At 67.0% G+C, this 23,657-nt stretch carries 26 protein-coding genes; 11 read left to right on the top strand and 15 right to left on the bottom strand.

All coding sequences use genetic code 11. The annotated features are described in order from the left end of the window. Together JHC79_RS00610 and JHC79_RS00605 are read right to left on the bottom strand one after the other, a co-directional pair. A partial coding sequence (locus JHC79_RS00610) for an acyl-CoA dehydrogenase family protein (RefSeq protein WP_296387934.1) occupies positions 1–590 on the bottom strand: 590 nt, incomplete at its 3' end. 82 nt (positions 591–672) lie between these two features. After that, positions 673–1,311 carry a TetR/AcrR family transcriptional regulator gene (locus JHC79_RS00605; RefSeq protein ID WP_296387933.1) on the bottom strand — a complete coding sequence of 213 codons (639 nt, stop codon included), beginning with the start codon at positions 1,309–1,311 and terminating at the stop codon, positions 673–675. Between the two features lie 117 nt (positions 1,312–1,428). On the opposite strand from JHC79_RS00605, the gene JHC79_RS00600 reads away from it, so the two are divergent. The 4 genes from JHC79_RS00600 to JHC79_RS00585 all read left to right on the top strand — a co-directional run bounded on the left by JHC79_RS00600 (position 1,429) and on the right by JHC79_RS00585 (position 5,316). Continuing rightward, entirely contained in the window at positions 1,429–2,118 is a 690-nt protein-coding gene (locus JHC79_RS00600) for a TetR family transcriptional regulator (RefSeq protein ID WP_296387932.1), read from the top strand. Between the two features lie 2 nt (positions 2,119–2,120). Continuing rightward, the gene (locus tag JHC79_RS00595) at positions 2,121–3,101 is read left to right on the top strand and encodes an ABC transporter ATP-binding protein (RefSeq protein ID WP_296387931.1); all 981 of its coding nucleotides are present in this window, start codon (positions 2,121–2,123) and stop codon (positions 3,099–3,101) included. After that, positions 3,098–4,756, top strand: coding sequence for a hypothetical protein (locus tag JHC79_RS00590; protein WP_296387930.1), 1,659 nt, complete (start codon positions 3,098–3,100; stop codon positions 4,754–4,756). The genes JHC79_RS00595 and JHC79_RS00590 overlap by 4 nt, the downstream gene beginning before the upstream one ends. Positions 4,757–4,920: 164 nt before the next feature. Next, on the top strand, positions 4,921–5,316 hold the full coding sequence (locus JHC79_RS00585) for a VOC family protein (RefSeq protein ID WP_296387929.1): 396 nt from the start codon (positions 4,921–4,923) through the stop codon (positions 5,314–5,316). Between the two features lie 30 nt (positions 5,317–5,346). On the opposite strand, the gene JHC79_RS00580 is transcribed toward JHC79_RS00585, so the two are convergent. Next, a complete protein-coding gene (locus JHC79_RS00580) occupies positions 5,347–5,907 on the bottom strand; it encodes a TetR/AcrR family transcriptional regulator (protein WP_296387928.1) in 561 nt (186 codons plus the stop codon). A 96-nt stretch (positions 5,908–6,003) separates the two neighbouring features. Here JHC79_RS00580 and JHC79_RS00575 point away from each other — a divergent pair, with 96 nt between their 5' ends. Further along, a complete protein-coding gene (locus JHC79_RS00575; protein WP_296387927.1) occupies positions 6,004–6,624 on the top strand; it encodes an NAD(P)H-dependent oxidoreductase in 621 nt (206 codons plus the stop codon). Here the strand turns inward: JHC79_RS00575 and JHC79_RS00570 are convergent. Further along, positions 6,599–7,582, bottom strand: a complete 984-nt coding sequence (locus JHC79_RS00570) for a phytanoyl-CoA dioxygenase family protein (protein ID WP_296387926.1) — start codon at positions 7,580–7,582, stop codon at positions 6,599–6,601. The genes JHC79_RS00575 and JHC79_RS00570 overlap by 26 nt on opposite strands. Beyond that, positions 7,573–8,385, bottom strand: coding sequence for a class I SAM-dependent methyltransferase (locus JHC79_RS00565; protein WP_296387925.1), 813 nt, complete (start codon positions 8,383–8,385; stop codon positions 7,573–7,575). The genes JHC79_RS00570 and JHC79_RS00565 overlap by 10 nt, the downstream gene beginning before the upstream one ends. 69 nt (positions 8,386–8,454) lie before the next feature. On the opposite strand from JHC79_RS00565, the gene JHC79_RS00560 reads away from it, so the two are divergent. Next, positions 8,455–9,315, top strand: a complete 861-nt coding sequence (locus tag JHC79_RS00560) for a methyltransferase domain-containing protein (protein ID WP_296387924.1) — start codon at positions 8,455–8,457, stop codon at positions 9,313–9,315. A 24-nt stretch (positions 9,316–9,339) separates the two neighbouring features. Here JHC79_RS00560 and JHC79_RS00555 read toward each other — a convergent pair whose 3' ends face one another. Continuing rightward, complete coding sequence (locus tag JHC79_RS00555; RefSeq protein WP_296387923.1) at positions 9,340–10,929, bottom strand: GMC family oxidoreductase N-terminal domain-containing protein; 1,590 nt, start codon at positions 10,927–10,929, stop codon at positions 9,340–9,342. Between the two features lie 13 nt (positions 10,930–10,942). After that, on the bottom strand, positions 10,943–12,604 hold the full coding sequence (locus JHC79_RS00550; protein ID WP_296387944.1) for an aldehyde dehydrogenase family protein: 1,662 nt from the start codon (positions 12,602–12,604) through the stop codon (positions 10,943–10,945). Positions 12,605–12,806: 202 nt separating this feature from the next. Between JHC79_RS00550 and JHC79_RS00545 the strand changes: the two genes are divergently transcribed. Beyond that, positions 12,807–13,301, top strand: coding sequence for a nucleoside deaminase (locus JHC79_RS00545; RefSeq protein WP_296387922.1), 495 nt, complete (start codon positions 12,807–12,809; stop codon positions 13,299–13,301). A gap of 16 nt (positions 13,302–13,317) precedes the next feature. Here JHC79_RS00545 and JHC79_RS00540 read toward each other — a convergent pair whose 3' ends face one another. Continuing rightward, positions 13,318–14,295, bottom strand: a complete 978-nt coding sequence (locus JHC79_RS00540; protein WP_296387921.1) for a tripartite tricarboxylate transporter substrate-binding protein — start codon at positions 14,293–14,295, stop codon at positions 13,318–13,320. A 216-nt stretch (positions 14,296–14,511) separates the two neighbouring features. On the opposite strand from JHC79_RS00540, the gene JHC79_RS00535 reads away from it, so the two are divergent. Next, positions 14,512–15,084 (top strand): dienelactone hydrolase family protein, encoded by a 573-nt coding sequence (locus JHC79_RS00535; protein ID WP_296387920.1) that lies wholly within the window; start codon positions 14,512–14,514, stop codon positions 15,082–15,084. 302 nt (positions 15,085–15,386) lie between these two features. On the opposite strand, the gene JHC79_RS00530 is transcribed toward JHC79_RS00535, so the two are convergent. Further along, positions 15,387–15,929 (bottom strand): TetR/AcrR family transcriptional regulator, encoded by a 543-nt coding sequence (locus JHC79_RS00530; RefSeq protein WP_296387919.1) that lies wholly within the window; start codon positions 15,927–15,929, stop codon positions 15,387–15,389. 77 nt (positions 15,930–16,006) lie between these two features. On the opposite strand from JHC79_RS00530, the gene JHC79_RS00525 reads away from it, so the two are divergent. Beyond that, entirely contained in the window at positions 16,007–17,047 is a 1,041-nt protein-coding gene (locus tag JHC79_RS00525; RefSeq protein ID WP_296387918.1) for an aldo/keto reductase, read from the top strand. Between the two features lie 9 nt (positions 17,048–17,056). Here the strand turns inward: JHC79_RS00525 and JHC79_RS00520 are convergent, their stop codons facing one another. The 4 genes from JHC79_RS00520 to JHC79_RS00505 form a co-directional block, all read right to left on the bottom strand. Continuing rightward, positions 17,057–17,863 (bottom strand): MBL fold metallo-hydrolase, encoded by an 807-nt coding sequence (locus tag JHC79_RS00520; protein ID WP_296387917.1) that lies wholly within the window; start codon positions 17,861–17,863, stop codon positions 17,057–17,059. A 33-nt stretch (positions 17,864–17,896) separates the two neighbouring features. Further along, a complete protein-coding gene (locus JHC79_RS00515) occupies positions 17,897–18,445 on the bottom strand; it encodes a TIGR03086 family metal-binding protein (RefSeq protein ID WP_296387916.1) in 549 nt (182 codons plus the stop codon). 98 nt (positions 18,446–18,543) lie between these two features. Further along, on the bottom strand, positions 18,544–18,759 hold the full coding sequence (locus tag JHC79_RS00510) for a hypothetical protein (RefSeq protein ID WP_296387915.1): 216 nt from the start codon (positions 18,757–18,759) through the stop codon (positions 18,544–18,546). 59 nt (positions 18,760–18,818) lie between these two features. After that, the gene (locus tag JHC79_RS00505) at positions 18,819–20,027 is read right to left on the bottom strand and encodes a cysteine desulfurase-like protein (protein ID WP_296387914.1); all 1,209 of its coding nucleotides are present in this window, start codon (positions 20,025–20,027) and stop codon (positions 18,819–18,821) included. 90 nt (positions 20,028–20,117) lie between these two features. Here JHC79_RS00505 and JHC79_RS00500 point away from each other — a divergent pair, with 90 nt between their 5' ends. After that, on the top strand, positions 20,118–21,233 hold the full coding sequence (locus JHC79_RS00500) for an alpha/beta hydrolase (RefSeq protein WP_296387913.1): 1,116 nt from the start codon (positions 20,118–20,120) through the stop codon (positions 21,231–21,233). Between the two features lie 4 nt (positions 21,234–21,237). Here JHC79_RS00500 and JHC79_RS00495 read toward each other — a convergent pair whose 3' ends face one another. Beyond that, positions 21,238–21,612 carry a DUF202 domain-containing protein gene (locus tag JHC79_RS00495; protein WP_366782051.1) on the bottom strand — a complete coding sequence of 125 codons (375 nt, stop codon included), beginning with the start codon at positions 21,610–21,612 and terminating at the stop codon, positions 21,238–21,240. A 152-nt stretch (positions 21,613–21,764) separates the two neighbouring features. Here JHC79_RS00495 and JHC79_RS00490 point away from each other — a divergent pair, with 152 nt between their 5' ends. Then, on the top strand, positions 21,765–23,060 hold the full coding sequence (locus JHC79_RS00490) for an NtaA/DmoA family FMN-dependent monooxygenase (RefSeq protein WP_296387943.1): 1,296 nt from the start codon (positions 21,765–21,767) through the stop codon (positions 23,058–23,060). A gap of 24 nt (positions 23,061–23,084) precedes the next feature. On the opposite strand, the gene JHC79_RS00485 is transcribed toward JHC79_RS00490, so the two are convergent. Next, the gene (locus JHC79_RS00485; protein ID WP_296387911.1) at positions 23,085–23,615 is read right to left on the bottom strand and encodes a hypothetical protein; all 531 of its coding nucleotides are present in this window, start codon (positions 23,613–23,615) and stop codon (positions 23,085–23,087) included. Positions 23,616–23,657: the final 42 nt, after the last annotated feature.

Genomic DNA, 23,657 nt, shown 5'->3' with positions numbered 1-23,657 from the left:
ATGAACCGTTTGACGCCCTCGATGTGCCAGCTGCCGTCGGGCTGTGCGTAGGCCGCGGTGCGTCCGGACCCGACATCGGACCCTGCATCGGGTTCGGTGAGAACCATGGTGGCACCCCACCCGCGGTCGGCCATCAGTGTGGCCCACGCGCGTTGTTCCTCGGTGGCGAGTCGGTAGAGGATGTCTGCGGAGGTCGGGCCGGCGGCGTACATGAATGCGGCTGGTTGTGCGGCGAGGACCAACTCGGCCAACGCCCAGGTCAGAGCTCTGGGTGCGGGTGTCCCGCCGACCGCGGGGTCGAGTCCGACGTAGGCCCAGCCGGCGTCCCAGTACGCCCGAAACGACTTCTTGAATCCCTCCGGCAACGTGACCGTATGCGTTGCCGCATCGAAGGTGGGCGGGTTGCGGTCGGTGTCGGCGAAGGACTCGGCAATCGGTCCGGCAGCGAGGCGGTCGACCTCGGCGAGCATCGACCGCACTGTGTCGGTGTCGAGGTCCGTCCACGCGCCCGTTCCGAGTTGGCTCTGCAGTTCGAGGACCTCGAACAGGTTGAATTCGATGTCGCGCACATTGCTTCGGTAGTGGGTCATGTGTTCCTTCGGGAGGAGGCGAGGATTGCGGTCGGGCCGAGGCGTGGGGCGCAGCCTGGTCCGCCACCCTCGTGGGTCGCGGTCAACGCTCGGCCCCGGGGACGGGTGCACCCAACGCGCGGAAACAGAAATGACGGATTCCCGTGACCACTTCGCCCGGGGTGACAGTCGACCGCGACTGGTCGGCAAGCGGACTCAGCGATCCGACAAGAGCTTCCGAGATCGCCCCCATCACCGCAGACGCAGCCACGTCGACGTGGTCGACGACGAACACACCCGCCGCCACCCCACGAACGATTATCTGTTCGCCCAGTGCGTGATATTCGCGGCGGAAGACGAGCCGCTCGGTGTCGATGCCCGTCGTGACCGGTTCGAACAGCAACGACCACGCCATCTGCCGGCCCTGCAGCGCACGATGGGCGAATGTGTCCACCAGTGCCGCGACCTGCGCGACCGGATCCTCCCCCGCCGCGGCCACCGCATCCTTGACTGCGTCCAACTCGTGACCGGCGGCGCTTCGAAAAACTTCCGACAGAAGGTTCTCCCTGTTGTCGAAGTATGAGTACACCAGCCCCACACTGTTTCCACTCTCACGAGCGATCGCCGCCACCGTCGCAGCACCGAAACCGTTCTGAGAGACCAGCGATCGCGCAGCACCCAGAAACGCGGACCGCTTGGCATCTGCAGTAGCGCGGGTCGTGTCCGTCTGGCGGTACGGCATCACACCTCCAAGAATTGAATATTAATTCAATGTTTCGTTGGAACCATTGAATCACAATTCAGAGGAATGCGCCCTCCCCGGTTGAATCGCACTGAACATGCGTTTAGACTCCTGAACATGAGTTCAATCCAGCCCGCGTCCGACCTGACGACGCGTGCTCGCATTCGTGATGCAGCGATCGAGGTGTTCGTGCGGGAAGGGTTCTCCGCGTCGGTTCGCGCGGTTGCGGCACACGCAGTCGTGAGCCCGGGGCTGGTCATACATCACTTCGCGAGCAGAGCAGGGTTGCGCGCAGAGTGCGATGCGCGGGTGCTCGAGCTCAGCCGCTCTCGCACCGACCACGTTCTCGGTACCGATCAGAACCCTTCATCCACGGGAGATGTCGGCGACGCGGTGACCGAGACGTTGCGGTCCCTTGCGGAGTCCGGACCGCTGCTGGTGTACATCACCCGCCTCGTCACCGAAGGCGGCGAATCAGCTCGAACATTCGTTGATCACCTCGTGCGTGATGTCGAGACCTCGATGATGTCCGCGGTAGCAGCGGGAACCGTGCGTCCGTCGGTCGACGAACCGGCTCGCGCCCGCTACCTGGTCGCCATGTCGTTGGGAGTGCTGATAATCGACCTGGCGATGAACCCTCCACCGGATCCGACCGACGGTGCCGCGATCCTCCATGAGTACGTGAACCGCACGATGGTGCCCGCCACCGAGTACGCCACCCATGGATTGCTCACGGGCACCTCGGCACTCGACGCCGTCCTCGCCGTTCACCAGGGGGATCCGAGCGGCGAGAATGGAGTCGACTGATCATGAACGACGGCAGCAACGCGATCGAGATCGCCGGCCTCGTCAAGAGCTTCGGCAGACGTCGCGCGCTCGATGGGCTGTCCTTGACCGTTCCCCAGGGCGCGGTCGCCGGCTTCCTCGGCCCCAACGGTGCAGGGAAGTCCACGACGATCCGCATCCTGCTCGGACTGGTGCACCGCGACGCCGGGTCCGTGCGCATCCTCGGTGCCGACCCGGTACACGACGCCGTCAGCGTGCACCGACGCCTGGCGTATGTCCCCGGTGACGTCGCACTGTGGCCGAGACTGACCGGCGGTGAGACCATCGACCTGCTGCTCGGTATGCGAGGCGCGCGCATCGACAAACGCGCTCGCAACGCCCTGATCGATCGTTTCGACCTCGACCCGACCAAACGAATCTCGACCTACTCCAAGGGAAATCGACAGAAGGTCGTGCTGGTCGCCGCGTTCGCAGCACCCGCCGACCTCGTCATCCTCGACGAACCGACATCAGGTCTCGATCCGGTCATGGAGAACCTCTTCGCCGAATGCGTCCGCGAGATCGCCGACGAGGGAGCTTCGGTTCTGTTGTCGAGTCACATCCTCTCCGAGGTCGAGAAGCTGTGCGACACCGTCACCATCATCCGCGCGGGTAAGACCGTGGAGAGCGGGACACTGACCGAACTCCGGCACGTCACCACCGTGCACGTGAAGGCCGAGATAACCGGGGACGCCGACACTCTCGCCCGGACTCCCGGCGTCGGCGACCTCGAGGTCACTCCCGGAACCGGACCAGGGCGGCAGCGAGTGATCTTCTCCGCGGCACGCGCCGACCTGTCCGGGACCGTCACCGCACTGGGCACCCTCGGCGTCGTGGACCTCACAGTGGCGCCACCGTCTCTGGAGGAGCTGTTCCTGCGCTACTACGACTCGGACCGCGGTGACAACGACAACGGTGACAACTCGGTGGTCGCACGATCAGCGTCCAGAGGTGTTCGCAGGTGACCACTCTCACCGGCCGACGACCCATTGCCGATCGGCCGGGCACCACACCCGGCGGTTCGTTCAGCGGAACGGCCGACCTACTCCGCCTCGCGATCCGCACCGAACGCATCGCGACACCCGTCGGCGTTGTGGCGGTGCCCGTCCTCCTCCTGCTCACCGCGGCGTCACTGGCGCCGCTCTACCCGGATGCCGCCTCGCGCGCCGAGCTGGCCCACGGATCCGCGGCCAACCCGGTCTTCCGCATCTTGCTCGGTCCACTGCGCGACACCTCGGGCACCGGCCAGATCGCCGTGTGGCGCGTGGGCATGTTCGCGCTGCTCGTCGCCGCGATCATCGTGGCGGCGACGGTGACCCGCAACCTGCGTGCCCCGGAATCGACAGGCCGGATGGAACTCGTCCGCGCCGGTGGTGTCGGAGCGTCGGCCCCGTTGGCGGCAGCGACCATCACCGCCACGATCGCAGCGGTGACCTCGGGCGTGCTGACCGGTATCGCGGCCGCGCTCGTCGGGGTCCCGGCGACGTCAGCGGCGTTCATCGGACTCCAGTTCGTCGGAGCCGGGCTCGCCGCGACGGGAATAGCCGTGGTCGTCGACCAGGTGGTCACGGCGTCGCGAACAGCCATTGCCGCGTCGGCGGTTCTACTGCTCACCGCCTACCTCATCCGAGGAGTTGGCGACGCTGTCGACGGATTGTCATGGCTGGCATGGCTTTCGCCGCTGGGATGGGCCGAACGCGTGGACCCGCTCGGCGAACGCACCGTGTTGCCCGCGCTGGCGTGTCTCCTGCTCTTCGTCGCCGGGGTCGGAGTCGCCGCTACAGTCGCCGGCAAGCGCGACCTGGGAGCGGGGCTCGTACAGCCACGGCCCGGTCCGCCGACTGCGAACTGGCCGATCTCCATCATCGGCGTCACCGTCCGGACGATGGGGAACTCACTGGCACCGTGGATGTCGGGTGCATTCACCTACTGCCTGCTGGTCGGGTTGCTCACCAACTCGGTCGACGACCTCGTGGGTGGATCCGGCGGAACCAGTGACGTCATCAAGGACATCGGTGGCGGTTCCGCGTCGGCGTCGATCGACCTCGTCGGCGCACTGATCAACACCGTGCTCGGGATCGTGGCGATTGCGGCCGCGGCAGCCGCGGTGTCGGTGGTGGGTCGACTACGCGACGACGACCGGACCGGCCGCGCCGAGGTACTGCTCGCGACCGCGGTCTCCCCACGTGCTCGCCTGCTCGCCGCGTCCATCACCGCCGCAGTGACAGCCGCCGTCGTGCTGCTGCTCGCGGGCGTCGGCGTGGTCGCCGGGGCCGCCATTGTCGGCGGCACCGGTCCAGGCGCCGCGGACGTGATAATCGGCGCGTTGTCGCAGCTACCGCCGACCCTGGCCGTCGCCGCTGTCGCGTTCGCCGCCTATGGATTCGGGACGCGGTGGATTGCGATCGGGTGGCTCGCGGTCATCATCGACCTGCTGCTGGGGCCACTCGGGACACTGATCGGCGCACCCCCATGGCTACGAGACCTGGCGCCGCACTCCCACATCCCTGCCGACGTGGGCGCCTCGGTGCCCGTCGAGCCCACCGTCATCCTGCTGATCGCCACCGTCGCCCTCGTCGGAACCGGACTGTGGGCCCTACGTCGGCGCGACGTCGCGTAGAGCCGGCGCGTGTCGTCGCGATCGCACCGTGAAGACATCTGGGCCTCGGACACCGCACCGGCGACGTGGTCGACACCATCCCGTGCACGCGGAGTGTCCGGCCTCATCGGGCACAATGCGAGGCGATCTCCCCGACGGTGAACCCGCCAAGGAAGGAACGACCGATGCGCATCGCACTGACGTCGATCTTCGTCGACGACCAGCAATCAGCGGAGGCGTTCTACACCGACGTCCTCGGCTTTCAGCTCCGACACAAGGTGCCGATCGGGGCGGACTTCTGGCTGACGGTGACCGCCCCAGAAGACCAAGGTGGGCCGGAACTACTACTCGAGCCCGCGAGTCACCCTGCCGTGGAGGCATTTCGAGCAGCGATGACGACCGATGGTATCCCCGTTGCGCAATTCGCGGTGACCGACATTCACAGCGAGTACGACAGGCTCTCAGGCCTCGGGGTCAGGTTCACCCAACCCCCGGTCGAGATGGGGCCGGCGATCACCGCGGTGTTCGACGACACCTGCGGCAACCTGATCCAGTTACTGCAACCGACCGCCGATCTGTAGCCTTCGCCTGTATTCCCCGGCGATGCCCGATCAGCTGCGGCACCGATCGACAGTCGAGACGATGGTGGCCGTCAGCTCCTCGAGAGCGTCCGCGCGGGCGAGCCGGCCGTCGAGCGCCGCGCTCGACAACGCCTCCGCCGCACCGAAAGCGGCCACCATCGACGCGGACGGGATGACATTGCCGTCCGCGAACGGGGCGAGAATGTCCCGACACTGTTCGAAGTACGCCTCGTCGGACCGACGCTTGAGTGCCGCCAGATCCGGCGTCCCCTCGAGGGCCGCGGCCACACCTGCGAGCCCTTCGCCGAGAACACAGTCGACGTAACTCGTGGCGATGGCACGGGCATGCGCTCCCAACGACCCGTCGACGTCGACCAGGGACTCCTCGAGCAATGCGGCCTGACGCGCGTCGTACTGCTCGTACAGAGCGACCAACAGGACGCCTCGAGACGGGAAATGGCTGTAGACAACGGGTTTGGTTATGCCGGCGACCTCGGCGAGTCGGCCGAGGGTCAACGCGTCGACGCCCTGCTCTCGCACGATCGACCATGAATGCGACATGAGCTGGTCGTAGCGCTCCTGTCGCGTCATGCGGACCCGGACCACGTTCCCTCCTATGTACTATCGGTAACCTACGAACAGTAACCTACTTCGAGTACATAGTAGGACACGCCGAAAGGACCCGTCATGACCCGCGCACTGGTCGTCGTCGCCCACCCCGACGAGTCGTCTCTGACCCAGCACATCGCACGTTCCATCGCAGCTGGTCTCGACGCGGCCGATGTGGTCTCAGAGACCGCCGACCTCTACAGCGAGGGTTTCGACCCGCGATTCGGACCGGCCGACCAAGAGCTCTATCGCGGCGGTCGAACGACGCCGGGCGACGTGGCCGCGGAACAACAGCGACTCGACCGTGTCGACCATCTCGTTCTCGTGTTCCCCGTGCAGTGGTGGTCGATGCCTGCCCTGCTGAAGGGCTGGATCGACCGCGTATTCGTTGACGGCTGGGCCTTCGACACGCAGGTGACGCCCATGGAGGGCAAGCTGGCGCGGATGACGATCCACCTGGTCATGCCCGCCGGCGATGACGCAGAGGGCTTCGCGCGACGTGGTTACGACACTGCCCTCTCGACGCAGATCGTCACCGGCATCATCGGCTATTGCGGCGCTCAGCAGGGTGTCACGGCCATCATCCACGGCTCCGAGACGCGCTCGCGGGACAGCATCGAGGACGAGGTCGCCGGGATTGCGACATCGATCGCCGAGTACGCCGGTGCGCGCCTCAGCGGTGGCCGACCACCGGGTTGAGGTCGGAGGCCGCCAGACCGCCGGGCTCGACACCGGGCAGGAATTCGCGCCAGGTGCCGCTGATGAGTGTCGGGGATTCCACCACGCGCGCACCATCGGCGAAGTAGGTGGTGGCCAGCGCCCGCCGCGGTTGGGTGGTCAGATTGGGGCCAGCGGTGTGAAAACACAGCGCCGAGTGGAACGACACGTCACCCACTGCGAACGGCCCGGACTCCACCGAGACGTCCCGCTCGACGAAACGCTTGGTGACAGCCTCGTCGTACGACGTGCCGACCTTGTCGAACTCCAGGTCCGACACCTCCCCCAGCACCTCACGGCCGCGGGCGAACGACAGCGGACCCATCCGGCCCGGAATCGCCGACATGGGTATCCATGCGGTGACCGCCTGGACGGTCTGCAGCGGGAAGTGCTCGGCGTCATGGTGCCAGGGGGTGCGGCCGCAGCCGGGCTCCTTGGACAACGCATTGTCGTGATAAAGCCGGACGCCGGGCTCGTCGAGCAGAGCCGCGGCCAGGCCACCGATCCGGGGCGACAGCGCCACGGTGCGCATCAGGTCGTCGTGCAGCCACATCTGTTCCAGCGCAGTGAATCGACCGGCGACATCGTCGCCGTGCTCGGCACGCAGCAGCTCCTCGAGGCGCTCAGCGAGACGTCGTACGACCGCCGGCGACAGCACGGCGGGCAGCCGAACGAAGGCCTCCCGCGCGAACGACTCGATCGCGGCCGGGTCCAGATCGTAGGGCTCGGCCAGTTCGCGCTCGACCTGCTCGTCGGTGGCGGCGTCGACGTCGGGCAGGCCCGGGCCGTCGACCAGATCGGTGGGCACCTGGTCGTTCGCGGCCAGCGTGACGTACCAATCCCACCAGTCCTGGTCGTTGCCCGCCCAGTCCTGCTCGATGCCGCCGTCCCGGTTCTGCTCGGGCAGTCGGTCGTTGGTCGTCGTGTTGCTCAGAGCCACAGCAGTGCCGCCTCGTGGGAGAAGGTGTAGGAGCCGGACGCGTCGCGGCAAGAGGCCAGGTAGTCGCCGAGCACAGGCGCGGCCTCCATCTCCTCCAACGACACGGAGTCGTCGAAGGCACAACGCTGTAGAAAGCCTTCGGCGACGCCACGATCGGACGTGCCGGTGGTGTAGGTGACGCGCTGATCGCGCACGTCAGCTCCGGCTCGCGTCAACGCGTCGCGCACCTGCTCGGCCGTCGTGTACGGGGTCGCTTCGCGCACGCCTGCGCGGAAAGCGTCGTAGAAGGCCAGGTAGTGCGACGCCGCCGTGGCCTGCGCGACGAGGCCGAGACCACCGGGGGCCAGCGCGGCGACGAACCGCTCGGCCGCGGCGTCGAGCTCGTCCGGCGGCAGGGCGTACAGCGCGTGGGTGGCCCAGACGATGTCGTATCCCGTGTGGTCGGCGGGGAGATCCTGCAGGGTCATCACCAGGTCGTGTCTGGCCGCGAAAGGTGCGCCCAGCGCACCGCGTGCCTCGGCGACCGAGAACGCCGACGGGTCGAGCAGGTCGTAGGCCACCTCCGGCACCGCCGACAGGTCGGTGTACCGACGCAGTGCCGTCGGAAATTTGCCGCTTCCGCACGCCACATCGAGCAAGGACCAGCCGTCGTGTGCGCGGTCGGCGAGCAGGCTGGGCCAGTCGGCGGCCAGCGCGAGCTGGTGGTAGTCCTCGGTGGCGAGGGCGTAGAACGCCTCCATGCCCGTGCGACCGGCCTCGCTCCAGTGCTCCAGGCTCCGCTCGGCTGTGTCTTTGCTGCTCACGCCACTCCCCGTCTGCTGTTTAGAACAACCGCGGGAACCGGAAGGAACCGTCGTGGTTGACTCGATCTAATGACGAGCCTAGTCCCGACTCCGACGAGCACCGCCGCTGCCGATCTCCTCGACGACCTCCGCGCCGTACGGCGTGGTGCCGCGGCTCTCCCCGGCCTGGAGCCCGACTCCTACGCCCGTGATCACGCCGCGTTCGAGCTGCTCTCCGACCAGCGCGGCCTGATCGCCGACCACCTCGCCGGCCGGATGGCCGAGATGGGAGACGGACCGGTCTCCGTGCTGTCGGTGGGCTGCGGTGACGGCACGCTGGACGTCCGGCTCGCCGAAGGGCTGGTCCGGGCGGTGCCCGGCCGGCCGGTGCGCTACGTCGGCATCGAACCCTGGTCCGGCAGCGCCGCTCTCTTCACCGCCGAGTTGGCCGCACTCGAGGCCCGCGAGCTCACCGTCGAGGTACACGTCGCATCGTTCGCCGACGCGCCGGTGGACGAGACCTTCGACGTGGTCGTGTTCGTGCACTCGATCTACTACGTCGCCGATCTCGGGGTCACGTTGCGTTCAGCCCTGGACCTGGTGCGCCCCGGCGGACAGCTGTGGGTGCTCAACGCACCGCGGGCCGCACTCAACGAGTTGGTCGATGTCCTCGCCCCGCCCCTGGAGGATCACCGGCAGTGGTTCAGCGCCGATGTCGAGGCGGCATTCGTCGACGCCGACATCACCCTCGACGCGGTCGTCACCCTGAACGCGCTCGTCGATCTCGCCTCCGCCGGGGACGAGGTGCTCGACTTCGCGGTGCAGGCCCGGTTGACCCCTGAACTGCGCGGGCCCGTCCGGGCCTATCTCGCCGAGGTGTCGGTGCCCGGCGCCGACGGCGAGCCCCGGGTACCGCACCCGGTCGACGTGTTCAGCACAACCCGCCGATGACCCGCTCGGATCCGCTGCGCGGATCTACTTCCCGGCGAGAATCAGGTCGGCGGCCTTCTCGCCGATGACCACGCTCGGGGCATGGGTGTGCCCACGAATGATCGTCGGCATGATCGATGCGTCGGCGACGCGCAACCTGTCCACACCGCGCACCCGCAACTGCGGATCGACGACACTGGTCGGGTCGCTGCCCATCCGGCAGGTGCTGACCGGGTGGTACAGCGTGTGTGCGTTGCGTTCGAGGGCTTCGGTCAGCAGGTCCTCGGTGGAGATGTCGGCTGCGACCTGCGGGCGGACGATGTCTCCGAGGAACTCCTTGAGCGACGGCTGGGTCGCGATGTTCATACAGGCGCGCAGGCCCTCGATCATGGCGCGGCGGTCGACGCCGCCTGCGTCGGACAGGTACCGCGGATCGACGATGGGCTTGGCGGTCGGATCGGCCGAGCGCAACGTGATCTCTCCTCGACTCTCGGGCTTGAGCAGTACGGCCCCGATCACGGCGGCGTGGGCATCGGGGGCGATGAGACCTTCGTCGAAGAACGGCGCGGGGGCGTAGATGAGTTCGACATCGGGGAACGGAACCTCGTCACGGGTCTTGATGAAGCCGTAGGCCTCGGCGACGTTGGATGTCAGCATCCCGCGACGACGGGTCAGGTAGTTCACCAGCTCGGGGATCTTCTCGGCGTGGAACAGCGAGTCCGACTCGGTCTGCCAGCCGATCAGCGAGCACAGATGATCCATCAGGTTCTTGCCGACCTCGGGGGCGTGATGGTGCACCGCGATCCCGTGCGTGGTCAGTTCCGACTTGTCGCCGATGCCCGAGAGCATGAGCAGTTGCGGGGAATTGACTGCACCGCCTGCGAGGATCACCTCGGTGCCGGCTCGAACGGTGTGCACTGCGCCGTCCTTGAGGTACTCGACACCGACGGCCGCCGAGCCCTCGAAGACCACCCGGGTCGCGTGGGCCTCGGTGACGATCGTCAGGTTGGAACGCTTGCGCACCGGCTTGAGGTAGGCATCGGCCGTACTCCACCGAGCGCCGCGCTTCTGGTTGACCATGGTCTGCGAGAAGCCCTTGGGCTCAGCCAGGTTCGCCTGCTCCACCGGGTAGCCGGCCTCCTGCACGGCCTCGAGGAACGACGCGGTGAGCCGACGTGGGCTGCGCTGGTTCGACACAACGAGTGGTCCGCTGGTACCGGCGTCGAGCGCGGTGGTCTCCTCGATGCTCTCGATCTTCTGGAAGTACGGGACAACGTTCTCGAACGACCACGTCGGGTCGGACAGCGATGCCCACTCGTCGTAGTCGGCGGCGAATCCACGGACCCACATCATCGCGTTCATCGACGACGACCCACCGAGCATCTTCCCTCGGGGCCAGAAGATGCTTCGGTCGCGCAACTCCGGCTGCGCCTCGGTGTCGTAGTTCCAGTCGACATCGCTGCGGAACAGCTTCGAGAACGCCGCGGGGATGTGAGCGAATTTGTTCTTGTCCTCGGGGCCGGCCTCGAGGACGACGACGGAGTTGCGGGGATCCGCGCTGAGCCGGTTGGCGAGAACAGCACCCGAGGAGCCGGCACCGACGACGACGTAATCAGCAGAGAGGTTGTTCGACATCGTTGTTCCTTGTCTATCCGCGCAGTGCGGAGGCGAAGATGGCGGGCAGCTTGGTCCAGGACGGCTTGGCGGCGAAAGCCGTGAGCAGACGTCCGGTGGTGGCCGCGGTCTTGTTGGTGACGAACCACGGCGGCTTGGGCGAGATCGCCCATTCGCGGTGGAGGATGGACCGCGGCGACGGACGGAACGGTCCGCGGACCACGGTGCGCTCGGCGTCGTCGATGAGCAACGCGTTGTGCACGATGCCCATCCCGCTCTGGATGTCGTCGATGGTGTGGCCGGGGAATGCCCCCCACGTCGCACCCGCGGTCAGGAATCCGACGCCGGTCCATGCGTTGACCGCGATTGTCCCGTAGTTCAACTCGGCCAGCAGCTCGTCGAACGTCGCACCGAACCCGCGGATCGTCGCAGGGTGGGCCACGATGTTGATGCCGAGTGTGCCGACGAAGTCGGAGTTGACCGTGCGCACGGCCGCGGCAGCGAACTGCTCACCGGCGTAGGGCAACTCGATCACACCGAGAACGGGCGCGAAGTACTCCGTCTGCAGCAGGTCGATTTCTTTTCCGGGGTCGATGTCGTGGATCAGCACCCGCCCGCTCTCGAGCTTGTCGGCAGCGGGGTAGCTCGCCACAGCGGCGCCGACGCGGTTGTCGCTGCCGGGGTAGTACGGGGCGCGACCGGGGGCGGTGTCGAGCGCTGTGCGCAACGCCGCGACGAACTGGTCGCGTTGCTTCCACTCCGACGACAGCACGACGACCTGCGATGCGACGCAGTTGTACCCACCGTTGTGAAGACGTTGTGTGGCAACGTGTTCGGCCTGGTACTTGATGTCGGCGTCACTCCACTCGCCGGGGAAGATGATCGTGGGTGACACGCCACCGAGCTCGCTCGTCATGGGCTTGTTCAACAGCGGGTCGTTCGCGGCGCGCCGGGAAGCACCCTTCTCGCCGGGCCCGAAGACGATGGTGTCGTGGGTGATCGAGCTCCCGGTCATGTGGACATGGTCGACCGCGTCGTGGTTGACGAGGTAGGTGCCCAGTTCCGCGCCACCGGTCAGCAGCCGAACGACTCCGACATCGATGAGCGGCGCGAGGACCTTCGTCAGTACCGGCAGCATCGCGTCGGTGATCGGGTTCAGCTTGAGGGCGACCACGCGGTTGTGGGCGAACAGCTCGTAGAGGGTGTCGAGCGGTGCGATCGACATGATGTTTCCCGCACCCAGGACCACCCCGATGCCATGGGTGTGGGTGGGATCGAGCTGCGCGAGACCGGCGGCCTTCTTCGCGCTCTCGGCGTCGGTCCCGGGGGTCAACCACACGTCGGCACTGAAGCCGTTGAGCAGCAACGAGTCGAAGATTCCGAGCGGCAGCACACGGATCGTGGTGCGACCGCCCGGTGCAGATCCGAACGTGGCGCCGGCGATGGGGCTGGAACCGGTCTCGAGGGCGGCCAGGCTGTGCGCCAGGGTGGCGGCCCCACCGGCGAATGCGTAGGGACCCGAGATCCACTCCTCTCCGACCAGCGGCGACGCGGGATCGAGCTTTTTGATCGTCGTCGCGGCGGCGACCCATTCCTTCGCATGGAGCGCGGTGAGATCGCGGACCTGCTCGAGCAGAGCCCGGCGATCGGACAGGGTCAGCGACCCCCAGGCCTTCTCGCCCGCGCCCAGGTCCACGAGGGCCCTGTCGACGGTGACGTGCCCGGTGGAGTCGGGGCTGTTCGCGACATCTACGCCGGAACCGGTTGTCTCTGACACTGGGATCACTCGTCTCTGAGTCGATGATGGGGAATCTGCGGATCTCCACGTCACTGTAGCTGTGATCGCCGTCACCGACGGCCCGCGCACCCCTCGCCGCCTCGTTGCCTATTCTTCGGCGATGGCGGTATCCGGCAACGACATCATTCATCTGCAGCGCTGCGTCGACCTGGCACGAGAGGCACTGTTGGCGGGCGACGAACCCTTCGGCTCAGTCCTCGTGGACGACTCGGGGCGCGCAGTCTTCGAGGATCGCAACCGGGTCGGCACCGGTGACAACACCCGACATCCGGAGCTGGCGATAGTGGAGTGGGCCGTCGAGCACCTCTCCCCCGACGCCCGCGCCTCGGCGACGGTGTACACCTCAGGCGAGCACTGCCCGATGTGTGCCGCGGCGCACGCCTGGGTGGGGTTGGGACGCATCGTCTATGCGGTGTCGTCGGCCCAACTCAACGCATGGCGCGCGGAATGGAACGCCCCGGAATCACCGGTGGCCGGGCTGCCGATCAATGCCGTCGCCCCAGCGCTACTGGTGGAAGGTCCGGTCGAGATGTTCGCCGACGAGATGGCTGCACTGCACCGTTCCGGCGTCGACGGACACTCGTCGCACGGGTGACTCCGGACCGGGTTCGTCATCGCTGTGCGTCGAGGGCTGCCTTGACTTCGTTCTGCGTGGTCGCCAGAAATTTCTGGAAGTCGTCGCCGGTGGAGAACGTGGTGGTGAACTGAGTGCGTTGGGCGATCGCGCTCCAGGCGGGTGAGCGCACCATGTCACCGAGCGCGTTGCGCCAGTAGGCGACTGCCGCTGCGGGCATGTCCGGCGGACCGTAGAGACCGCGCCAGTTGGCGAGCGTCACGTCGAGTCCCTGCTCGCGCGCGGTGGGGGCGTCGAGGCCCGGCACACGGTTCTCCGCCAACACGCCCAATGCGCGCAAGGTCCCCTCGCGTACGGCGCCGGTGAATTCGCTGACACCGCCGATCGCGACATCGACGGTGCCACTGCGCAGCGCGGCGGTCTGGTCCGCACCACCCTCGACGTCGATGTATCGAATTGTCGACGGGTCGCCGCCGGCGGCGGACACGAGCAGGTCGAACGGCGCCTGGTCGTCGGCCGCAGCGCCTACCCGCACCCGTGACGAATCGGCTGTGATCGCTGACATCACGTCGCGAAGATTTCCCGAGGGCGACCCCGAGCCGGTGACGACGACGAAGTATTCGGTCATCAGACGCGCGATCATGGTGACGTCGGCGTAGCCGTACGGCGACCGACCCTCGAGCTGATTGAGCATCATCGACAGCGATGTCACCGCGATCTGGTCGTCGGCGCCCCGGTGGTCACGCACCATGGTCGCGAGCAGATCGGCTCCGGCCCCGCCGGGCTTGTTCTGCACAGGCAGCCCGACGGTGACGATCTTGTCGGCGCGCAGGGCGTCGACCACCGCACGGATGGTCAGGTCGAAACCACTGCCGGGTCCGGCGCCGGCCGACATCGTCACCGGGCCGGCCGGATACTCCGCGGCAGACTCGGACGGCCCCGAGTCGGAGTCGGAGCACCCCGCCATGACCAAGACCGTGACCGCCAGTGCGGCCAGCGCCGTGGTGATCCTCATCAGGTGCCTCTCCTCGTGGGATGTACCTGCTCATCAAACAAGAAGGCGAACGTCGTAGCCGGAAAAACCCCGAATGGGACCACATGTCGAATCAGGACCCGAGATGTCCGCAATCGGGAGCACGCTCTGGGTGTGACGGAGCAACGCGCTCCCACAGGTCCCGCGTCGAGGACTGAACATCTGATGGACGTCGTCCATCGTGTCGAAGGAGAAGCAGTGGCCGAGGTAGCCGTTTTTCATTCAGTTCTGGGTGTCCGCAGCGGGATCGAGGATGCCGCGCGACGCCTCCGAGACGCCGGCCACGTCGTGACCGTGGTCGACCAGTACGAGGGCCGGTCCTTCGACGACTACGACGTGGCCGGCGCCTTCGTCGGGGACATCGGGTTCCCAGAGCTGATGCAGCGCGCGCTCGATGGCGTGGCGCGGCTGTCCGACGGGTTCGTGGCGCTCGGCTTCTCCAACGGAGGTGGCATGGCCACCCACGTCGCCCTGCACCGGCGGATCAGTGGGGCAATCCTGTGCTCCGGAGCTCTCCCCCTGGAGCAACTGGGAGCAGAACACTGGCCGGTTGGCGTCCCGGTTCAGATCCACTACTCGGTCGACGATCCGTTCACGACCGCCGGCTCCGTCGAATCGGTGATGAAGTCGGTCAACGACGCCGGCGCTGCTGCCGAATACATTCAGTACCCCGGGCGCGGCCACCTGTTCACCGACGCCGGGCAGGTGGACGAGTTCGATCCGGTTGCCACCGAACAGCTGTGGGAGCACGTCGTCAGATTCATCGGTTGACAGATGGAAATCGCCGTCGAGGCAGATCACTCAGGTCGCCTGCGCGACACGGTGCATTGACCTCCACTGCGATTGAGGTTGCACGATGCCGAGATGCACATAATCATCGGCGTTCCCGGTCATGTTCCCTCCTTCGACCCGTCTGGAATTCCGCGCTGGGACCGCAGAGTCGAGGAGTTGGGCTTCGACGCCATGCCGGTCAGTGACCGCTCATCCTGGACGACACCGGAGCCGCTCACGGCATGACGTCTGACCTTCCCGAGGACGATCGTGCCGCGTCGGCGCGATGCGTCCGACCGAGTTCACGCCCGCATTCCGACCACGGCCATGACCGCGGTGACGAACGGGGCGGGGTCGAGGTCACCTCGAACGGTGAGCTGTTCGCTGTAGCCACCGCAGATCGCCACGAATGCTTCGGCCACGTGCATCCGGTCGCCCGGGTGATCCTCGCGGACCAGATCTGCCACCGCGCCACGCAGCGTCTCCAGTTGTCCGCGAACGACTTCGGCCAAGGTCGGCGACAGTGCCGCCTCCGCATATATCTGCGCCACCAGCCGGGCGTGTCCAGTTTCGCTGGACAGCCTTCGTAGGTGCTCGAGAAACGCGGTGACCGCATCTGCGGTCAATGCATCGGGCAGAGCGCCACTCGCCTGCTCACATACGGCGACGACGATCTCCTCCTTCGCAGCGAAGTACCGGTAGATGGCCCCGTTGGACAGACCGGCCTCGTCGACGATGTCAGCCATAGATGTCCGGGCGAATCCCTGCTCGGAAAAGCGCACCCTGGCCGCATCCACGATCTGCTGTCGGCGTGCGTCCAGGTGCGCCTGGGAGACCTTCGGCATAAAGAGCGACTCCTCGTTTTATTTTGGTACGCTGAGCAGCAGACTACCCCCCTCATCCATCTCTGTTCGGAGCTGACATGCGGTACAACACATTTGGACGACAAACCGGATTGCGTGTCTCCGCACTCGCACTCGGGACATCGAGTTTCGGATCGGTGGCGGCGGATGGTGCCGACGGCCCGCGCCGCGTCTTCGACGCGTACGTGTCCGCAGGTGGAACGACGTTCGACACCTCGAGCGTGTACCAGGACGGTCGTTCCGAGACCGTGCTGGGCGACCTGCTCGGTAACGACCGTGACGACTTCGTCGTGATCACGAAGTACAGCCGGTCGAGTAGCGACAACCCCCGGCCCGCGACCACGGGCAACAGCCGCAAGGTCATGATCCGGTCGCTCGAGTCGAGCCTGCGCCGACTGCAGACCGACTACGTCGATGTGTTCATGCCCCACTTCCCCGACGGCGTCACGCCCATGGCCGAGATACTCGAGACATTCGACGACCTGGTGCGTTCCGGCAAGATCCTGCACGGCGCGCTGTCGAACTTCCCGGCCTGGCGAACGTCGGCCGCGGCAGCACGTTCCGAGGCTCGCGGTCTGGCGCCGCTCGCGGGTATCGAGACCGAGTACAGCCTCGCCGAACGCTCCGCGGAGCGCGAGATACTCCCGATGGCGCAGGCACACGGACTCGGGGTTCTCCTCTACTCCCCGCTCGCCGGAGGCCTCCTGACCGGCAAGTATCGCCGCGGGGAGTCCGGGCGACTCGGTGCCGGCGTACCGGACACCGAGGGACGCGAGCGGTCAGCGGTACTCGACACCGTGCTCGCGGTCGCCGACGAGATCGGGGCGGATGCCGTCGGCGTGTCCCTCGCATGGCTTCACCGACGATCCACGCTGGCTCAGACATCGCTGATCCCGATAGTCGGGCCTCGGTCGGTGACCCACCTCGACGCCTACCTCCGTTCACTCGAGATCGACCTGAGCGACGAGCACTATCGCCGCCTCGACGAGGTCAGCGCACCGCGACTCGGTACACCGCACGAGGTCGTCGAGAACGCGCTGTTGGGCGGGTTCGATGGCGACAGAACGCAATTCGACGGTCCACTGATACCCGTGGTCTGACGATCGCGCCTACTCCACCTGCGACGACACGAGTGCCGCGAACTGGACCGGATCGTGAGCGCAGAAGATCTGCGGTCCTCCGGCTTGCGCGGCCAGGTCCGCGAGTCGTCGCTGATTCGTACGCAGTTCCCGTCGATCGTCGGCCAGAGCGGTTTCCACCATCGAGATCGACCGGCCCGACGATTGGCCGGTGATGGCCCGACGGTGATGGAACGCGTCGCCGGCGTGGAGCAACCACCCGCGCTGCGGATCATTGATCGCGATGGCGCAATGGCCGACGGTGTGGCCGGGCATCGGTATGGCACGGACGGAGTCGTGTAGGCGGTGACCCGTGAACCCGAACAATTCGTCGGTGAAGTCGGAGTACCCCGAGGTTCGGTTCTTGACCGCCCGCAGGTGCGGCGCTCGGTAGCGGACCTTCGCGGCGGCGTCGGTCCGGCTCGTGGCCGAGGACTGTTCCGCCGCAGACGTGTGCACCGTGGCCGACGTGAAATCAGCTGCGCCTCCGATGTGATCGAGGTCCATGTGCGTCAGCACGATGTCGGTGACATCTGCGGCCGAGAACCCCATCGCACCGATCTGCTCGACCGCGGTCTCCGCGGTGTCGAGAGCCGGGAGGAGGAGCCGGAACCCGACGCCGAGCCTCGAGTTCGCGTGGGCGACGTCGTCGGCTCCGAGCCCGCTGTCGATCAGGGCCAGGCCGTGCTCGAATTCGCAGACGACGACTTGACTGACCAGAGCGGGTCCACCGAGCCGCGCCCGGAAAGTCCCACAGTTGAGGTGACGAACCCGCCGCATCGATCCCAGTGCCCGCATCTCCACATCTTCACACCTCGGGCGGGCCCGGGGTCAGGTCCAACGTGGATCGCGTCCCGTCCTGGCCAGGATGCGGTCGAATCGATCGGCACCATCGGGCGCTGTGGCGACAGGACCGAACGGTCCTTCGTCCGGCGTGGCATCCGGGGAGAACAGGGCGAAGAACTGCTCGACCCGGTCCAAGGTCCAGTCCTCCACGAGCAGGTCCTGGTCGGTTGCGCGAGCAAGATCCCAGGCGTGCACGGTGAGTTCCTCGATCGCGACGATCGCGTTGTCGGCAGCCGGCATCTCGATACCTCCCGCCGAGACCTGCCCGTCCCACGCGCTCGCTTCGCGCCAACCCGCAGCGAGGTCGGCGAGTCGGGCCGGGATCACTGCCCGCCAGTCGTCGACGAGGCCGTCCGGGGGCTGGATCGGTCTCTTTCGGGCGCTGTCGGCGAACACACTCGTGAACTGGTGAATGTGCGCGAGCAACTCCCGCACCGTCCAGTCGTCACACGGGGTCGGGCGGTCGAGGTGGGTGTCGCGCACCCCGTCGACCAATCGGGCCATCTCCACTGTGGCCGGTCCGAGATCAAACATGAGTCACCTATCTGCTCGCAGGGTTGTCATGGGTATGACCGCGGTGGAACCGAGAACTGAGCGGTGACGGAGTGATCAGTGACGTGCAACGAGCGAGATCAGGGGATGCCGACATCCACGATCGACTGTGCCGCGCGGCGCTCCTCGTCGGTCAGGGCGGTGGCGTCGACCAGGGTTGCCCGCTCCCACCGACGGTGCACGGGGCAACGCTGGAATCGCGCCGACCCGAACCGGATGGCCTTGAACGAGATCAGCGGAATCCAGATCGTCGAGTAGAGGCCACCCGAGTCACACCTGACGATCGTCCGTTCCATGCCGACGATCATTCGCCGAGGTAACCAGATTGGCAAGAGTGTCAACGAATAGGGCCGCTTCAGGTGCCCTGCAGATGATCGGCGACGCCGGCGAGCAAACGGTCGATGTCGGTGTCGTCGTTGTAGGCCGCCAGACCGACCCGCAGTCCGGTGTCGGTGCCGAGGTCCAGTGCACGGATCGCCTCGTGGGCGTAGAAGCCACCGGCCGGCGCCAGGACGTCGCGCGCTGCGAGAGATCGGTAGACCGCGGAGGCGTCGACGCCTCGGAACGTGAAGAACAACGTGGGTGTCCGCTCCCCCGCCACCGAGTGACACCTGACGCGATCGCCGAAGCGGGCGAAGCCGGCCTCGACGCGCCGACGCAGCCGAACCTCGTGCTCGTCGATGAGGTGGTGCGCGGCGACGATCCGGTCGCGACGTGATCCGACGTCCGGTCCGATGCCGGCGATGAAGTCCACCGCCGCTGTCGCGCCCGCCATGATCTCGTACGGGAGGGTGCCGAGTTCGAATCGTTCGGGAACTCGGTTCGTCGACGGGATCAACTTGTCCGGGTGCAGCGACTCCAGCAACTCAGGGTCGGCGGCCAGGACACCGCAGTGTGGCCCGAAGAACTTGTACGGAGAGCAGGTGAAGAAGTCCGCGCCCAGCGCACCGACGTCGACCGACGCGTGCGCCGCGTGATGGACGCCGTCGACGTAGACGAGCGCACCGACGTCGTGTGCGCGTCGGGCGATTCGCGCCACCGGGGGCTTGGTGCCCAGCAGGTTCGACGCTGCCGTGACGGCGACGAGACGGGTCCGGTAGTTGATGACCTCGTCGAGCCCGGACAGGTCGAGGTCCGCGGTGACCGCATCGAGTGGGAGCCAGACGACGGTCGCCCCGACCGCCTCGGCGGCCTGCACCCAGGGACGGACGTTGGAGTCGTGGTCGAGGCGGCTGACGACGACCTCGTCACCGGGACCCCACGATTTCGCGAGCAGGCGAGCGACGTCGTAGGCGATCTGAGTTGCGCTGCGCCCGATGACGATTCCGCGTGGCGAGACACCGAGGAGGTCGGCGTAGGCGAGGCGGAACTCATCGACGACCGTGTCGGCGTTGCGCTCGCTGGCCACCAGCGGACCCCTGTTCGACAGCGGGGCGAGCAGGGTGTTCGTGATGGCCTCGGCCACCACCGATGGTGTCTGTGTCCCGCCGGGGCCGTCGAAATGCGCGATACCTGACTCCAGAGCGGGGAACTGCGCGCGAAGAGCGGCGACGTCGAAGGCCATGAACCATGGTCACACGTGCAGCGAGCGGCTCGACTCCGGTGGGGTGGTCGCCGGGCCGACCGGGCCGTCGACGGCACCTAGGATCGAGGCATGGTTATGGCTGATCGTCCCGAGGTGGAGACCGCATCCGCACCCCTGACGGCCCTGGCAATGGTCGGACTGGCCGAGAGCATGCTCAACGGTCTCGCGCGAGTGCCGTTCCGTCGCCCGTGGCAGGGACCGAGCGGTCTGCTCGACAACATCGGACAGTCCGTCACCCGCCAGGCCATCCGGTCGTTCATGGGCTATTCGATGGGTCTGCCCATCGAGGAGTTCCGCTCGATGGAGAAGATCCTCGACGACATCTGCCGGGTGGTCATGCCGCCGTTCATCGGACTCGTCGACGGCGTCGAACTCACGAAGGACACCATCGGCGGCGTCGAGGGGCTGTGGTGTCGCGCGAAGGCCAGCTCCGACGAGTTCGTCGACGACCCCGACGAGAAGGAGACGATCGCGGCCACCGTGCTGTACCTGCACGGCGGCGGGTACATCGGCACCTCACCGATCATGTACACCGCGTTCGCCGCGTCGCTGGTGCGGATCACCGGCTACGAGATCTTCATCGCCGACTACCGGATGGCCCCGGAGTTCCCGTTCCCGGCCGGTGTGCACGACGCGGCCGACGTCTACGAAGGACTGCTCGAGCGCGGGATCGATGCCGATCATCTCGTGGTGGCCGGCGATTCCGGCGGCGGCGGACTGGCCACCTCGCTGGTGTCCTACCTGCACGACCACGACATGCCCCGGCCGGCGGCGGTGATGCTGTTCTCGCCCGAGGTCGACCTCGACCTCAACCATCCCTCGATCACCACCAACGCGCAGCACGACATCCTGCCCTGGAACGTGCCGGTCAGCCCCTATCTGCAGGGCGTACAGCCCAACGACGAGCGCGTCTCGGCCATCTACGCGAAACCGCATCCGGAATGGTTCCCACCGACGTTCGTCTGCTGGGGCGAGGACGAGATGTTCCGCGACGGCATCCGCCAGTTCGTCGATGCCCTGAAGACCGCGGGGGTGACCGTCTACGCGATGGAGGAACGCGGCATGTTCCACGTGTTCCCGATCCTGATGCCGTGGGCGGAGTCGTCCAAGCGGGTGTTCCGCGCGCTGCGTGAACTCTCGCGCAGGCACGTCAGCTCCGACCCCGAGGCCGCGCCGACGCACTGACCGCTCAGCCGCCGTCGCCGAGGAGACTGACCACCGCGAACGCCGCCGCGAGCACGACGATCGCTGCGATCACCACCCACACCGCGCCACCGCCGGGCATGTCGCCCCCGGAGCGCAATGCGGTGGTCGTCCGACGCCATCGCCATCCGCCCAACACCGCGGTCAGCGCACCCACGGCGATCAAGGTGACACCGAGAACCTGCCGGGTCCCTGGTTCGCCGAACCGGTCGATCACGTGCAGCACGGCGACACCCGCAGCGACCAGTCCCAGCGACGTGCGGATCCACGCCAACACGGTGCGCTCGGCGGCGAGGGTGAACCGGGCGTCGACCGATCCGAGCGGGCGGTCATCGTTCTCGGGTGCGTCGTGTGGGGTCACGCGGTTGATCATCCCGCGTGCGTCGACTTTAAACGAACGCTGGGCCGAACCCATTGCGCCGCAGCCTTCTCTGCTTACGCTCACATGCAGACGGCGACGCGATCGAAGGAGCTCAGACCGTGACTGCCCGACCACCGCGCACTCTCGCGACCATCACCGGAGCGGGCGGGACCCCCGGCACCTACGACCTGGCGATCGATCCCCGACGGAGCACTCTGGACACCGCTGTCGAGGTGGCGAAACGCGCCGAGGCCGCCCGGATCGACGCCCTGTTCGCCGCCGACCTGTTGACGTTCGGGGCCCAGGGCGCGATCGGATCCCAGGAACCGCTGATCTTCATCGCCGCGCTGAGCCAGGTCACCCGTCACACCGGGCTGATCGCCACCGTCTCCACCACGTTCCACCATCCGTTCAATCTGGCCCGGCTGTTCGGCACCCTCGACCACGTCAGCAACGGACGCGCCGCCTGGAACCTGGTGACCTCGGCGATCGGCGAAGAGAACTTCGGACCGGACGAGCTGCCCTCGCCGGAACGGCGCTACGCCCGCGCCGCCGAAACCCTCGACGTGGTCAACGCATTGTGGGACAGCTGGGGCGACGGTGCGCTCACGCGCGGACCCGACGGGCACGCAGTGCTCGACGCGACGAAAGTGCAACCCATCGATCATCGCGGCGAATTCTTCTCCGTCGCTGGACCGTTGAACATCCCGCCGCTCCCCCAGGGCCGCCCGGTGCAGATCCAGGCCGGCCAGTCCGAGGCGGGCATCGCGCTCGGCGCGCGATACGCCGAGGTGGTGTTCACCTCGCTGCCCACGATGGAGATCGCGCAGAACTACACCGCGACGATCCGAAGGCAGGCCGCTGATCTCGGTCGCCCCGGCGGGCTGCCCCTGGTCTTCAGTTCCTTTCACGCCACGTTCGGCGCGACCGAGGCCGAGGTCCGCGCCACCGTCCGCGACAGACACGACGCCATCGATTACGACCACGGTCGTGTGCTGGTGGCGGACATGCTCGGCGGGGGTGTCGACCTCAGCGAGGCGGCGTTGGACGCGCCGCTACCCGAGAACCTCATTCCCGACGTGCGTTCGATCAACCGACGCCGCGGCCGTGTCGAGGTGTTCAGCGACCACATCCGACGGGGGCTGACCCTGCGCGAGTTGATCGTCGCTGCGCAGGACACCGGCCACTGGACGGTGGCGGGAACACCCGAACAACTCGCCGACGCGGTCGAGGAACGGTTCCGTGCGGGTGTGCTCGACGTGCTGTCACTCAACGGTCTCGCCGACGACCGCCAGCACGACTTCATCGACAACGGCCTGCTGCCGATTCTGCGTTCTCGCGGCATCGTGAAGCCGGATTACGTCGGGCCGACCCTGCGGGAGAACCTCGGGTTGCCCGCCCTAACACGCACCGACTCGACGTGGGGCGCCGATCTCGACGTCGGTTGAGCGATCACGCCCGTCGCTGTTCGTTCAGCGAACAGGAGTGGCCGTGGCCGGATATGCCGCCACCCTGAAGAAGACCGATCCCTTGCACGGACCGGATTTGATGTCCGTGCGCCACAGGCCCTTGAAGGTGCCGTCTCGTTGTGGGGTGTAGTAGGCGACCGAATGCGCGGGAGCCCACACCTTGGGGACCCCCTTGCCCTGATAGCAATCCCACTGCCAGTCGTAGGTGTGTACCCATCGGGATCCGCTCCACTTGTACTTCGGCGGCAGCGGAAGTGTGGGATTGGCCGGCGTGGGACCGTTGACGACGGTGGAGACACAGGTCAGGGCCGACCGGCCCGCGCACTGCGTGTCGAAGGTGTAGACGTCCGAGAAATCGGGCTCCTTCTGCCTCGCCGCCAGACTGGACCCGTACTTGGTCGCAGCGAATCGCTTCAGCGAGTAGTCGCCGTTCCACGCCGGCTGCGCCGCCGCGGCCGCGGAGCCCGCGCCGACGAACACCCAGAGTGCGCACGTCAACGCCGTCACCACGACCAGGGACACAGGTTTACGCATAGCCGATTGAACCACGACACGTGTCGACCCGACGACGATCGA

Source organism: Williamsia sp. (genome assembly GCF_016462415.1).
GTDB lineage: Bacteria > Actinomycetota > Actinomycetes > Mycobacteriales > Mycobacteriaceae > Williamsia_A.
Note: the sequence above shows the minus strand (reverse complement) of the source record. Positions and strands in the feature narration are given on the sequence as shown.